The 13,428-nt window shown below is 63.3% G+C and carries 12 protein-coding genes; 8 read left to right on the top strand and 4 right to left on the bottom strand.

Annotated elements, in window-relative coordinates; all coding sequences use genetic code 11:
• Positions 1 to 16: 16 nt before the first annotated feature.
• Entirely contained in the window at positions 17 to 1,015 is a 999-nt protein-coding gene (locus tag FCU66_RS23000) for an ABC transporter permease (RefSeq protein WP_136621391.1), read from the bottom strand.
• Positions 1,016 to 1,056: 41 nt separating this feature from the next.
• Positions 1,057 to 1,797, bottom strand: a complete 741-nt coding sequence (locus tag FCU66_RS22995; RefSeq protein ID WP_136621390.1) for an ATP-binding cassette domain-containing protein — start codon at positions 1,795 to 1,797, stop codon at positions 1,057 to 1,059.
• Between the two features lie 469 nt (positions 1,798 to 2,266).
• On the opposite strand from FCU66_RS22995, the gene FCU66_RS22990 reads away from it, so the two are divergent.
• On the top strand, positions 2,267 to 3,256 hold the full coding sequence (locus tag FCU66_RS22990; protein ID WP_136621389.1) for a sugar-binding protein: 990 nt from the start codon (positions 2,267 to 2,269) through the stop codon (positions 3,254 to 3,256).
• 181 nt (positions 3,257 to 3,437) lie between these two features.
• A complete protein-coding gene (locus tag FCU66_RS22985; protein ID WP_136621388.1) occupies positions 3,438 to 4,220 on the top strand; it encodes a FadR/GntR family transcriptional regulator in 783 nt (260 codons plus the stop codon).
• A gap of 252 nt (positions 4,221 to 4,472) precedes the next feature.
• Here the strand turns inward: FCU66_RS22985 and FCU66_RS22975 are convergent, their stop codons facing one another.
• Complete coding sequence (locus FCU66_RS22975; protein ID WP_136622567.1) at positions 4,473 to 5,411, bottom strand: NAD(P)-dependent oxidoreductase; 939 nt, start codon at positions 5,409 to 5,411, stop codon at positions 4,473 to 4,475.
• A gap of 119 nt (positions 5,412 to 5,530) precedes the next feature.
• Between FCU66_RS22975 and FCU66_RS22970 the strand changes: the two genes are divergently transcribed.
• The gene (locus FCU66_RS22970; RefSeq protein ID WP_136622566.1) at positions 5,531 to 6,427 is read left to right on the top strand and encodes an NAD-dependent epimerase/dehydratase family protein; all 897 of its coding nucleotides are present in this window, start codon (positions 5,531 to 5,533) and stop codon (positions 6,425 to 6,427) included.
• A 244-nt stretch (positions 6,428 to 6,671) separates the two neighbouring features.
• Complete coding sequence (locus FCU66_RS22965; RefSeq protein ID WP_136622565.1) at positions 6,672 to 7,448, top strand: FadR/GntR family transcriptional regulator; 777 nt, start codon at positions 6,672 to 6,674, stop codon at positions 7,446 to 7,448.
• An 11-nt stretch (positions 7,449 to 7,459) separates the two neighbouring features.
• Here the strand turns inward: FCU66_RS22965 and FCU66_RS22960 are convergent, their stop codons facing one another.
• The gene (locus FCU66_RS22960) at positions 7,460 to 7,747 is read right to left on the bottom strand and encodes a DUF3175 domain-containing protein (RefSeq protein WP_136622564.1); all 288 of its coding nucleotides are present in this window, start codon (positions 7,745 to 7,747) and stop codon (positions 7,460 to 7,462) included.
• Between the two features lie 179 nt (positions 7,748 to 7,926).
• Between FCU66_RS22960 and FCU66_RS22955 the strand changes: the two genes are divergently transcribed.
• The 4 genes from FCU66_RS22955 (at position 7,927) to FCU66_RS22940 (ending at position 13,421) form a co-directional block, all read left to right on the top strand.
• Positions 7,927 to 9,156, top strand: a complete 1,230-nt coding sequence (locus tag FCU66_RS22955; protein ID WP_136622563.1) for an MFS transporter — start codon at positions 7,927 to 7,929, stop codon at positions 9,154 to 9,156.
• Positions 9,157 to 9,334: 178 nt separating this feature from the next.
• Positions 9,335 to 10,363: an HTH-type transcriptional regulator GntR gene (gntR, locus tag FCU66_RS22950; protein WP_136622562.1), complete on the top strand. Its 1,029-nt coding sequence runs from the start codon at positions 9,335 to 9,337 to the stop codon at positions 10,361 to 10,363.
• A 302-nt stretch (positions 10,364 to 10,665) separates the two neighbouring features.
• Positions 10,666 to 11,793: a sugar ABC transporter substrate-binding protein gene (locus FCU66_RS22945; protein WP_136622561.1), complete on the top strand. Its 1,128-nt coding sequence runs from the start codon at positions 10,666 to 10,668 to the stop codon at positions 11,791 to 11,793.
• Between the two features lie 80 nt (positions 11,794 to 11,873).
• A complete protein-coding gene (locus FCU66_RS22940) occupies positions 11,874 to 13,421 on the top strand; it encodes a sugar ABC transporter ATP-binding protein (protein ID WP_136622560.1) in 1,548 nt (515 codons plus the stop codon).
• The last annotated feature ends 7 nt before the right edge of the window (positions 13,422 to 13,428 follow it).

The following is a 13,428-nucleotide window of genomic DNA, read 5'->3' as shown; positions in this document are numbered from 1 at the left end:
TTTCGGGATCATGGTCCTACTCGCTGCGGCGGAAATTGCGGATGCGGTCGAACAGCACCGCCAGCAGGATGGCGCCGCCGATGAACACGCCTTGCCAGAAGGCATTGATGCCGAGCAGGCCGAGGCTGTTGCGGATCACCTCGATCAGGGCCGCGCCAACGATGGCGCCGAAGGCGGTGCCGACGCCGCCGGCCAGATTGGCACCGCCAATGACGGTGGCGGCGATCACCTGCAGCTCCATGCCGGTGCCGAGATTGGTGGTGACGGCGCCCAGCCACCCGGTCTGGACGATGCCGGCAATACCTGCCGACAACGCCGAGATCATGTAGACGGCAACCTTGATCTGACGCACCGGAACGCCGGTCAGCGTCGCCGCATGCTCATTGCCGCCGATGGCGAAGATGTGCCGGCCGAACTTGGTCCAGCGCAGGATGAAGCCGGTGATCAGCGCCAGAAGGATCATGTAAAGCACCGGATTGGCGATGCCGAACACCCAGGCGCCGCCGCCCAATGCCAGCAGCTTGGCGTGGTCCGGCCCGAACTGGAAGACGACGGTGTTGTTGGAGGCGACCATGGCCAGGCTGCGCGCGATCGACAGCATGCCGAGCGTCACCACGAAGGGTGGAAAGCCGAGATAGGCGATCAGGATGCCGTTGAACGCGCCGATGGCAAGCGCCGTGGCGATCGAAGCCAGGATGCCGACCTCGATCGAGTAGCCGGCATGCATGGTGACGGCCAGCACCATCGACGACAGGCACAGTACCGAGCCGACCGAAAGGTCGATGCCGCCGGTGATGATGACGAAGGTCATGCCGAGCGCGATGATGGCGACGAAAGTGATGTTGCGGGTGATGTTGTAGAGGTTCTTCGACGTGGCGAAGGCGTCGGTGGCAAACGACAGGAACAGACAGGCCAGGATGACGGCGATCACCACCCAGAAGGTCTGGCTGGCAAACAACCTTGCCGGCAGGGATTGCTGTTTTTGTTCGATCGGCTGGTCAATTGTCAGTGCCATCGTCGACCTTCATGTGCTGTGCGTGGTGGAATTCGCTGGAATCAAACCTGTTCGATGGCGCCGGTGATCAGCCCGGTGACTTCCTCGGGCGAACTCGACGCAATCGTCTTGTCGGCGACCTTGCGGCCGCGCCGCATGACGATGACGCGGTCGGCGACGGTGAAGACGTCAGGCATGCGGTGGCTGATCAGTACCACTGATATGCCCTGGTCGCGCAAATGGCGGATCAGGTTGAGCACTTCGGCGACCTGGCGCACCGAGATCGCCGCCGTCGGTTCGTCCATCAGCACGATCTTGGCCTGCGACAGCATGGTGCGGGCAATCGCCACCGCCTGGCGCTGGCCGCCCGACATCTGCTTGACGAGGTCGCGCGGGCGGGTCTCGGACTTCAATTCGGCGAAGAGCTGGCCGGCGCGCTTGTACATCGAGGCATAGTCGAGGATGCGGAACGGCCCCATGCCGCGCCGAAGTTCGCGGCCGAGAAAGACATTGGCGGCGGCGGTCAGATTGTTGCAGAGCGCAAGGTCCTGATGGACAATCTCGATGCCGTGCTGGCGGGCTTCCGCCGGCTTGTGCAGGATCAATTCCTTGCCGTCCATCTGCATGGCGCCATGGCTCGGGCGGAAATTGCCGGCAATCATCTTGACCAGCGTCGACTTGCCGGCGCCGTTGTCGCCCATCAGGCCGACCACCTGTCCGGGCTCGATCGACAGCGAAACATCGTTGACCGCCTGGATGGCGCCGAAATGCTTCGAAATGTTGGTGAGTTCGAGAACCGCCACCAGCCTTTGCCTCCCCGTGCCTTGCGGCCTGCTGCTGTTTCCGGCGTGAATGCCGGCGCTGCTTTGGCCCCGCTCTCCCCAGCTCCTCCCGGAAACAGCGTTAGCGTTGTTTTACGCAAAAGCCGGCGCGCGTCAATCAATTGTCGGACGAATTGAAGCCGAGGTTATTTTAAAAATCCGTTTTGTAGGACAAATAGCATTGACGTTGGCGACGAGCCGATATTAGCTAAGCGTCGGAGGAGATTATGCCGATCCCTGCTGGCGGTTCGCCTGACGGAATCGGCGGAGGTTTATCGGTCGAGGTTCCGGCGGCACGCGTGTTTTTGAGCCGGCCCAAAGCCGCATCTGGAAATGCTTATCGATCTGTCCTGGCGACACGAGCGCTCGCGAAACGAACGTCTGTCATCACGCATCCGGTCGATCTGTGTGGCGGGCACGCCGTGTCCGTCTGTTTCAAGGGAGGACTGACATGAGGAAAACACTTTTGCTCGCCGCCGTCGCCGCCATGGCGTTGGGTGCCGGGCCGGCTTTGGCCAAGAAACAGCTCGTCATCGTCGTGAAAGGTCTCGACAATCCGTTCTTCGAAGCCATCCACCAGGGCTGCGAGAAATGGAACAAGGAAAACGCCAGCTCGGAATATGAATGCTTCTACACCGGTCCGGCGTCGACCTCGGACGAGGCCGGCGAGGCGCAGATCGTCCAGGACATGCTGAGCAAGGCCGACACCGTGGCAATGGCGATTTCGCCATCCAACGCGCCGCTGATCGCGCAGACGATCAAGACCGCCAATCCGACGATCCCGATCATGACGCTCGATGCCGATCTCAGCAAGGAAGATGCTGCACTTCGCAAGACCTATCTCGGCACCGACAATTATCTGATGGGCAAGAAGATCGGCGAGTACATCAAGAAGGGCAAGCCGAATGGCGGCACGATCTGCACGATCGAGGGCAACCCGGCCGCCGACAACATCCTGCGCCGTGCCCAGGGCATGCGTGACGCATTGTCGGGCAAGGACGGCCTCGCCGCACTGGCCGGTGAAGGTGGCTGGACCGAAGTTGCCGGCTGCCCGGTGTTCACCAATGACGACGGCGCCAAGGGCGTGCAGGCGATGACCGACATCCTTGCCGCCAACCCCAAGCTCGACGCCTTCGGCATCATGGGCGGCTGGCCGCTGTTTGGCGCACCGCAGCCCTATCGCGATCTGTTCGGGCCGCTCAAGGACCGGATCGCCAGCAACGACTTCGTCATCGGCGCCGCCGACACGATCGGCGATGAGGTGGCGATTGCCCGTGACGGCCTTGTGACGGCTCTGGTCGGTCAGCGGCCGTTCGAAATGGGCTACAAGGCACCGTCGGTGATGATCGACCTGGTCGAGGGCAAGGCCGTCGCCGATCCGGTGTTCACGGGCCTCGACGAATGCACCAAGGACACGGTCGACACCTGCATCCAGAAGTAGGGTCTCGATTTCGGGGCGCCCGGTGACGGGCGCCCCGTCAATTCCTCAACGGACGCAATAGGTTGGGGCAACAGGCTCCGGCTTTGGTGCGCCCATAATCTGGATTTTCGGCAACGAGATCGGCGCGCCGCGCAGGTTCGGACCAATCCGGACGACAGACGGCCGACGCATTGGAACGTGGATGCCGGACGAGAAGTCAAAGAAGCGAGCCGCCCGGGCCAAGGCAGAAGCCAGCTCCCGTCCGGCCATCATGCGCAAGGCTGGTGCCGCGCACTTTGCGGGAGCCAGCGTCCATGTCTCGCTGGCCGGCGAGATTGGCCTGCGGATCGTGCGTGGCGACTATCCGCCCGGCACCATCCTGCCCAACGAGGCCAAATGGGCCGAGATCTTCAATGTCAGCCGTTCAGCCGTGCGTGAGGCCATCAAGATGCTGATGGCGAAGAGCCTGTTGGCATCGCGGCCCAAGATCGGCAGCTGGGTCGAGCCGAAGGAGCGCTGGAACCTGCTCGACCGTGACGTGCTGGCCTGGTATGCGACCGCGCCCGACCGCGAGGCTTTCCTGCGCACGGTGCAGGAGTTTCGCCACATCATCGAGCCGGAAGCGTCGGCCTTTGCCGCCACGCGGCGCAGTGACGAGCAGATGGCTGAGATCAGCCAGGCTTGCCGTGAAATGGGCGAGGCCTTGAGCCTGCAGGAGCGTATCCGCGCCGACACGCGTTTTCATCTGGCCATCCTGCGCGCCTCCGGTAACGACCTGCTGGTGCCGCTCGGCGTTCTGATCGAATCGGCGCTCGACCATCTCTTCGCCTTCACGACGCAGCAGGTTGGCGATCAGCGTCAGGCGCAGAAGCTGCATGAAGCGATCGAGAAGAACATCCGCCTGCAGCGGCCGGCAGCCGCGCGCAACGCCGTGCACAAGCTGCTTGAAAACACCGACGAGGGGATCGGGCGAGGGCGGCGGTGACTATATGCAAAGGTTGGTGCTGCGGGTGATTTGTCGGCAAAGGCTGGCGCTGCCCCTCATCCGGCTGCCGCCACCTTCTCCCCGTATAGTGACGGGGAGAAGGAGATAGCCGCAACGCAGCTGCCTTTCCTGTAGCGTTGACAATTGGCGAAATCATCAATGACGGCGTCCTTCTCCCCGTCACTATACGGGGAGAAGTGCCCGGCAGGGCGATGAGGGGCGGCGCCAGCCTCGAGACCAGCAACCAGTTCCTCAAATCGTCTGCTTCTTGCCATCCTTCATCGGCATCAGGTCGACGCCGTTCACCTTAGCGATATGGGTGGCCAGCATGGGCACGAACTGCTCGGCCGGGCCGGTGGCGTGGGCGCCGGCGAAGGAGTTCTTGGTGGCATTGCCGAGCGGGTTGGCGATGCCGGCGGCACCCGCCATCGATTCCAGATAGGTCAGGTCCTTGAAGGCGTTGGCAATGGTGAATTTGTGCGCGTCGCGGTCGCCTTCCAGCGTCCAGCGCATGAAGGTCTGGTAGAAGCCGCAATCCATGCGCCCATTGCGGATGACGCTGTCGAAGCGCGGTGGCGAGATGCCGACCTTCTCAGCCAGTGCCAGCGCCTCGGAATAGATCGCGGCGTAGCCGAGCGAGATGAAATTGTTGAGCAGCTTCATGCGATGGCCGTCGCCGGTGTCGCCGATATGGACGATGCGGCCGGCCCAGGTTTCGATCACCGGTTTCACCCTGGCAAAGAGGGCGTCCGGCGCGCCGACCATGGCGTCGAGCGTGCCTTCCCAAGCTTCCTTCGGCGTGCGGCTGAGGGGTGCGTCGACAAAATCGATGCCGAGCGCCTTGAGTTCCGCTGCCAGCGCCACCGTCGAGACCGGATCGGAGGTCGAGCAATCGACGACGACCGAGCCCTTTTTCAAACCCTCCTTGAGGCCGCCGGGGCCGCGAATGATGGCTTCGACCTCGCGTGAGCCGGTGACGCAGATGAAGACGATTGTCGATGCCGCCGCCACATCGCGCGAGGTCGATGCTTCCTTCGCACCTCGACCGAGCAGATCTTCCGCCGGCTTGCGGTTCTTGCGGCCGAGGAAGGTCAGGCTGTAGCCTTTGTCGACGATGTTCTTGGCGATCCCGTGCCCCATCAGACCAAGGCCGATGAAGCCGATCGTTTCGCTCGCGGCAGTCGTGTTCATGTCTTCAAGTCCTGTTGCAATGATTGATGTCAAGCGCTGCCGTTTTGCAGGCGAGGGTGGTTGCGGATGGCGATATTGTCTGACAATACACATAAATCCCAGAGGATGTGGAGAGCAAAATGACGAAGCGGATCATGTTCACCGGCGGCAGCGGCAAGGCCGGACGCCATGTCGTGCAGTATCTGGTGGAGCAAGGCTGCCAGGTGCTCAACATCGACACCAAGCCGCTCGACAATCCCAAGGTGCGCACGCTGATCACCGACATCACCGACAGCGGGCAGGTGTTCAACGCGCTGTCGAGCTATATGGGCCTGCATGAATTCGACCCGTCGCTGCGCCCGCAGCCGGTCGATGCCGTGGTGCATTTCGCCGCCATCCCGCGCATCATGATCACCACCGACAATGAGGTGTTCCGCATCAATGCGCTCGGCACCTACAATGTCATCGAGGCGGCGGTGAAGCTCGGCATCCGCAAGGTGGTGATCGCCTCCAGCGAGACGACCTATGGCCTGGTTTTCGCCAACGAGCCGCGTGATCCCCAGTATTTTCCGCTCGACGAGGAGTACGATGTCGATCCGATGGACAGCTATGCGCTGTCCAAGATCGTCAACGAGAAGACGTCTCGCGCCTTTGCGCAGCGCAACGGTACCGACATCTACGCCTTGCGCATCGGCAACGTCATCGAGCCGCATGAATATTCGCTGTTTCCGAAATGGTTCGCCGATCCGGGGTTCCGCAAGCGCATCGCCTGGAGCTATGTCGACGCGCGCGACCTCGGCCAGATCACATTGCGTGCCGTCGAGAAGGACGGCCTCGGCTACCAGGTGTTCAATGCCGCCAATGACGACACCTCGTCCGACCTGCCGACCGCCGAACTCTTGAAGCGGTTCTACCCCGGCGTGCCGGTCAAGGCCGAACTCGGCGAATACGAGACGCTGCTTTCCAACCGCAAGGCGCGCGACGTGCTGGGTTTCCGCCCGGAGCATAGCTGGCGCAAATACGTCAAGCAGGCCTAGGCATGTCGATATTCAGGTGATGCCGGCCTGCGAATGACGGCTTTCTGCGCTTCCGGTGCTCACGTACCCAAAAGTACGCTGCGCTCCGGTTCTCGAAATCCATCATTCTCGGCTCGGCCTGACCTGCATCTCGACATGCCAATCAAGCAGTGGATTGAGGCTGATCTGTGCACAGCGGCCGGCTTTGCGGCCCAAGCCGCTTGCCGCGCTTGACAGCTTGCTGAAACCAGACTTTCTGGAGCCTATGCGGGACGCGAAGCCGAACAAGGAAAAATCGCCAGCGAAATCGGCCTCCGCCGAGCGTCCGGCTGGCGTTCGCCGACCCGACGCGGCGCGCATTCCAGGCTCAAGCGTCCATGCCTCGCTGGCCAGCGAGATTGGTCTCAGGATCGTGCGCGGCGACTATCCGCCCGGCACCATTCTGCCCAATGAAGCGAAATGGTCGGAGACTTTCAGCGTCAGCCGCTCGGCGGTGCGCGAAGCGATCAAGATGCTGATGGCCAAGAGCCTTTTGGCCTCACGCCCCAAGATCGGCAGCTGGGTCGAGCCGAAGGAGCGCTGGAACCTGCTCGATCGCGATGTGCTGGCCTGGTACGCGACGTCGCCGGACCGCGAAGTGTTCCTGAAGACCGTGCAGGAGTTCCGCCACATCATCGAGCCGGAAGCGACCGCCTTTGCCGCCATGCGGCGCACCGACGAACAGATGGCCGAGATCAGCCAGGCCTGCCGGGAGATGGGCGCGGCCACCAGCCTGCAGGAGCGCACCCGCGCCGACACGCGCTTTCACCTCGCCATCCTGCGCGCTTCGGGCAACGATCTTTTGGTGCCGCTTGGCGTGCTGATCGAATCTGCCTTCGATCATCTCTTTGCCTATACGACGCGGGAAATCGACGATCTCAACCACGCTCAGAAGCTGCACGAGGCGATCGAGAAGAACATCCGTCTGCAGCGGCCGGACGCGGCGCGCAACGCCGTGCGCAAACTGCTCGCCAACACCGACGGCGTCATCCGCGCCCGATAGGGGGATCGCTTCTAATCGTCTTTCTCGCGCCCGAAGGCGGTGCGCAGTTCATCCTTGGCGTTCTCGAGCACTTGCCTGCGCGCGGCGGGCAGGTTCTTGCCGGCGCGGTTGATGTAGAAGTTCAGCATCGACATGGCAGACTGGAACGGCTCGGCCTTGCGCCGGTGGCTGTGTTCGGCGGATCGCATGAGCGAGGCGGCGATCTTCCTGGCGTCATCGGATTCGAAGACGTGATCCTCGAGATCCATCGCGTCGCTGTGCTCGGTCACCTCGGCCGACCATTTTTTCTTCGCGGTCATGGCAGGACTCCTTGTGCAGGGGTGCGTTGCCGGGAAACTCCGCACATTGGCATCGGTTCCCACTCCGCCCCTGGCTCTGGAGCCACGGATTTGCCCGTTGTGGCGCTGCTGCGGCCTGAGAATGCGCCGATAGTGGCGCAAACGGCAGCCGATTTTCGAGACAGCCGACAGGAAACGCCTTGACCCGAACCGACTTGAGCCGGCCGAACCCCGGCATCGACAGTTCCTATGCCTGGATGCGGCTTGCCATTTCGATGCTGCTGGCGACGATCGGCGCCGTTGGCATGTGGGCTGTTGTCGTCGTACTGCCCGCCGTGCAAGCCGAGTTCGGCGTCGACCGCGCCGCGGCGTCCATGCCCTACACCGCGACCATGGTCGGCTTTGCAGCCGGCAACGTGCTGGTCGGCCGCGCCATCGACCGGATGGGCTACTGGATCCCGGCGCTGCTCTCTACGATTGCGCTTTCCGCCGGCCTCCTGCTCGCGGCGCTGTCGACCTCAATCCTGCAATTCACCCTTGCTCAGGGGGTGCTGATCGGTGTCGGCACGTCGGTGATCTTCGGGCCGCTGATCGCCGATATCTCGCACTGGTTCAACCGGCGGCGCGGTGTGGCGGTGACCGCGGCGGCCGCCGGCAATTACCTCGCCGGAGCGTTCTGGCCGACCATCATGCCGACGCTGATGAAGGCGGAAGGCTGGCGCTTCACCTATGCGGCAATCGGCATCTTCTGCCTGGTCACCATGGTGCCGCTGGTGCTGATGCTGCGGCGCGGCGCTCCGGAGGCGGCCGCCGCCGGTTCGCCCGGAAGCCGGACGGTGCAGCCGATCTCGCTGTCGCCGGCGGCGTTGCAGGTGCTGCTGGTCGTCGCCGGGCTCGGCTGCTGCGTGGCGATGTCGATGCCGCAGGTGCATATCGTCGCCTATTGCATGGATCTCGGCTACGGCGTGGCGCATGGCGCCGATATGCTGTCGATCATGATGGCAGGCGGCGTCGTCAGCCGGCTGGCATCGGGCTTTCTCGCCGACCGTATCGGCGCTGTGTGGACACTGATGATCGGCTCGGTGCTGCAGTGCCTGTCGCTGCTGTTCTACATCCCGTTCGACGGGCTTGCCTCGCTCTATGTGGTGTCGCTGGTGTTCGGCCTGTCGCAGGGCGGCATCGTGCCTTGCTACGCGATCATCGTGCGCGACTACATGCCGGCCAAGGAGGCTGGCCAGCGTATCGGCATCGTCATGATGGCGACGATCTTCGGCATGGCGATCGGCGGCTGGATGTCGGGCTGGATCTATGACCTGACCGGCTCGTACGCGGCTGCGTTCCTCAACGGCATTGCCTGGAATCTGCTGAACATACTGGCAATCGGGCTGTTGTTCTGGAGAGCAAAGCGCAGTGCTGCCGTGATGGCCTGAACTATCCCGACCATTTAGTAGGGGAACTGCGTGGCTTGACAACCACCCAAGGCTGCGCGACGCCGAAAGGCGAGTGGGGTGCGGCAACAGGCCGGTTTGGCATGGCAACAGTGGCAAAGACGCTGACTATGGTTTTGCAAGCGCCTGGTTGCACCGGCCTGCCGCAAGGAGGGCGTCCGTGATCAAGCCGCGCTCACGCCGGGGCGGCGGCCGCCCGACCATATCAGATGTCGCGCGCAAGGCTGGCGTCGGCGCCATCACCGTGTCGCGCGCCTTGCGCGAGCCGGAGCGTGTCTCCGAAGAATTGCGCCGCCAGATCCAGGCCGCCGTCGACGAACTCGGTTACGTGCCGGACCCGAATGCGCGGGCGCTGGCCTCGGCGCGCGCCGAGGTGTTCGGCGTTCTGGTGCCGTCGCTCACCAACAACGTCTTTGCCGAGGTGGTGCGCGGCATCTATGACAGCCTGTCGGCCAGCCCGTTCCGCATCCAGCTTGGCAACACCCATTATTCCGGCCTCGAGGAAGAGCGGCTGCTGCAGCTGTTCGGCTCGCAGCGGCCGGCGGCACTCATCGTCGCCGGCATCGACCAGACGCCGACCTCGCGAAAACTGCTGGAAAGCGCCGGCTGCCCGGTGGTGCAGGTCATGGAAACCGGTCCCGATCCGGTCGACATGATGGTCGGCTTCTCGCATCTCGACGGCGGCAGGACGGCGACCGAACATCTGATCGAGGCGGGCTACCGCCGCATCGGCTTCATCGGCGCGCGCATGGATCCCCGTTCGCAGCGGCGTCTTGCCGGTTATCGAGCGGCGATGGAGGCTGCCGGCCTGTTCGACCCGCGCCTGGTCACCACCACGCCGGTGCTGTCCAGCGTATCGCTCGGCCGCGAAATGCTCCGCGACGCGCTGGCCAAGGTGCCGACGCTCGACGGTGTCTTCTGCAACAATGACGATATCGCACTCGGCGTGTTGTTCGAGTGTCATCGCGCCTCGATCGCGGTGCCGAAGACGATCGGCATCGTCGGCTTCAACGACCTCGACATGATGCAGGTGGCGTTTCCGTCGATCACCAGCATCCGCACCCACCGCTATGAGATCGGCCGGCGTGCGGTCGCCATGGCGCTGGCGGCGATCGCCGGCAACAGGCCGGAGCAACGGATCGTCGATCTCGGTTTCGAGCTCAAGCGCCGCGAGAGCACGGCGCGTTGAAACGCACAGAGGCGACTGTGCGAATGCCGGTTTACACACCAATTTGGTAGCGCTACCATCTTTATTGAGCAGGTGGGCGAGCAACAGGTCGCGCCTGTTTATTATACATAAGCGACAACTAAACCTTGTTTATTATGGATAATATGCTAATTTTCGCCGCGCTGGCGGCGACAAGGGAGGAACCGGGTCGGCCGCCACCGGCGGCCAAAAAACGCACATGGCGAGGCGAGAGGTGCCGGTCCATCGCGCGAAACTTCGCAGAGCGAAAACCACAATCAGAACTGCAATCGGGAGGATTATCGATGATCAAGTCACTTGTTGGTGGCATCGTTGCCGCCAGTGCATTCGTCATGCTCAATTCGGCCGCCATGGCCGCCGGACCCGAGGTCGTGTCGGGCCCCGCCGCTCAGGCGGACTGCTTCGCGCCGTGGAGCGCGGATACGAAATTCTTCAAATTCCCCAAGAAGGAAGGCCCGTTCCGCATCGCCTTCGCCAATGGCTATATCGCCAACACCTGGCGCATCCAGATGGTGCAGACGGCCAAGGCCTATGCGGCGCAGCCCGACGTCAAGGCCAAGCTCAAGGAATTCAAGGTCGTCTCGACCGGCGAGGATGTGCCGGCGCAGATTTCGGCGATCAACAATTTCATTGATTCCGGCTATGACGCCATCGTCACCGACGCGCAGAACCCGACCGCCTTCGGACCGGTGATCAAGCGCGCCAAGGAAGCCGGCATCGTGCTGGTCGCCTTCGACAACATCCTCGACACCAAGGACGCCATCAACGTCAATGTCGATCAGAAGGGCCTTGGCGAATTGTGGGCCAAGTGGCTGGTCGCCAAGATACCGAACGGCGGCAAGATCCTGGAAGTGCGCGGCGTGGCCGGCACCTCCGTCGACACCGACCGCCACAATGGCATCCACGAGGTCTTCGACGCTTCCGGCAAAAAGTGGGATGTCACCGAAGTCGCCGGCAAATGGGATGACGGCGTGGCGCAGAAGGTGACCGCCGACGCGATCGCCACCAACGGTCCGTTCGACGGCATCACCGGGCAGGGCGGCGACACCGGCATCGTGCAGGCGATGATCGATGCCAAGCATCCGTTTGTGCCGTTTGGCGGCGAGACCGAAAACGGCTTCCGCAAGTTCTGCGCCGCGCATTCGGCCGACGGGCTGAAGTGCTCGTCCGCCGGCTCGGGCCCGGCCCAGGTTGCCGTCGCCATCAAGACGGCGATCGCCGCGCTCGAAGGCGAAGTGGTGCCGCAAGAGGTGAAGCTGCCGCTGGCCATCGCCGAAGACCCGAACATGAAGGAAGGCACGGATTACTTCGCCAAGGAATCCGACAATTTCTTCGTCGGCAATTCCTTCCCGACCTGCGGCATCAATTTCAGCGCCCAGGAAATCATGGGTCAGACCAAGGAAAACCAGTAAATCATCGCTGGCTATCGCCTGGCGCCGCGGCTTAGGCTGCGGCGCCTGTTTCCAATCCCACAATCGCCCGGGGAGGGCCGATGGACGGTGTGGCTCCGCTCTTTCGTATGGAAGGCATATCCAAGCGCTATGGCGGCGTGCGGGCGCTGGAAAAGGCCGAGCTTGTCGTGGAGGCCGGCAGCATCCACGCCATTCTCGGTGAAAACGGCGCCGGCAAATCGACGCTGATCAAGGTCATGGCCGGTGTGGTGGCGCCCGACGAGGGCCGCATGACGCTGGACGGGCGCGAGGTGACCTTTGCCTCACCCGGGGCTGCCAACAAGGCCGGCATCGTCTGCATCTTCCAGGAACTGTCGCTGGTGCCCGAGCTCAGCGTTGCCGACAACATCGTCATTTCCGATCCTCCCAAACGCTTCGGCATGATCGACCGCAAGGCGCAGCGCCGCATCGCGGAAGAGGCGCTGGCACGCGCGGGTGCGGCCGACATCCACCCGCTGGCGCTGGTCAAGGACCTGCCATTGTCGCGGCGGCAGATGGTCGAGATCGCCAAGGCGCTCGCACGCAAGCCGCGCATCCTCATCCTCGACGAAGCGACCTCGGCGCTGACCGCCGCGGATGTCTCGAAGATCTTCGCGGTGCTGAAGCGGCTGCGCTCGGAAGGGCTGGCGCTGCTCTATATCTCGCACCGCATGAACGAGATCGCCGAACTGGCCGATCAGTGCACGGTGTTCCGCAATGGCCGCAACGTCGCCAGCTACAAGGCCGGCTCGAAGAGCGACAATGAGGTGGTCGAACTGATGATCGGCCGCGAATACAGCCATATCTTTCCGCCCAAGCGGGCGGCAGTGCCTGCCACCGCGGCCCCCAGGCTCGAGGCCCGCAAGCTCTCCTGGGCCGACCGGCTGCACGACATCTCGCTGACCGTCAGGGCAGGCGAAGTGGTCGGCCTCGGTGGTCTCGACGGCCAGGGCCAGCGCGAATTGCTGCTCGCCTTTTTCGGCGTGCTGCGCGGCCTCAGCGGCCAGATCCTGATCGACGGCAAGCCTGTGTCGATCACCAGTCCATCCGTTGCGCGCGACGACGGCATCGGCATGGCGCTCATTCCCGAGGACCGCAAGACCGAAGGCCTGATGCTGCCGATGACGGTGCGCGAGAACCTGTCCTTCGCAGCGCTCGACCGGCTGTCGAACGCCGGCATCATCGACCGCGCCGCCGAACAGCGGCTGATCGACGACATGGTCGGCCTTTTGGCAATCAAGACGGCGGGCCTCGACATCCCGGTCGGCGCACTGTCGGGCGGCAACCAGCAGAAGGTGGTCATCGCCAAATGGCTGATGCGCCAGCCGCGCATCATCCTGCTCAATGATCCGACGCGCGGCATCGATGTCGGCACCAAGCAGGAACTGTATCAGCTGATGCGCAAGCTTGCCGACGCGGGTGCTGCGATCCTGTTCTATTCGACCGACTATGATGAGCTGATCGGCTGCTGCGACCGTGTGCTGGTGCTCTATGACGGGGCGATCAAGCGCGAGCTGGTCGGCGCCGAGATCACCGAGCGAGCGCTGATATCAAGCGCGCTCAACATCCATGGCGAGGAGAGCCCGGTGGGCCTGGGAGCAAGTGTGTGAAAGATTG

It is taken from the genome of Mesorhizobium norvegicum (genome assembly GCF_004919685.1).
Lineage (GTDB): Bacteria > Pseudomonadota > Alphaproteobacteria > Rhizobiales > Rhizobiaceae > Mesorhizobium > Mesorhizobium norvegicum.
The sequence above is the reverse complement of the archived record's forward strand: the minus strand, read 5'-3'. Positions and strand labels throughout refer to the sequence as shown.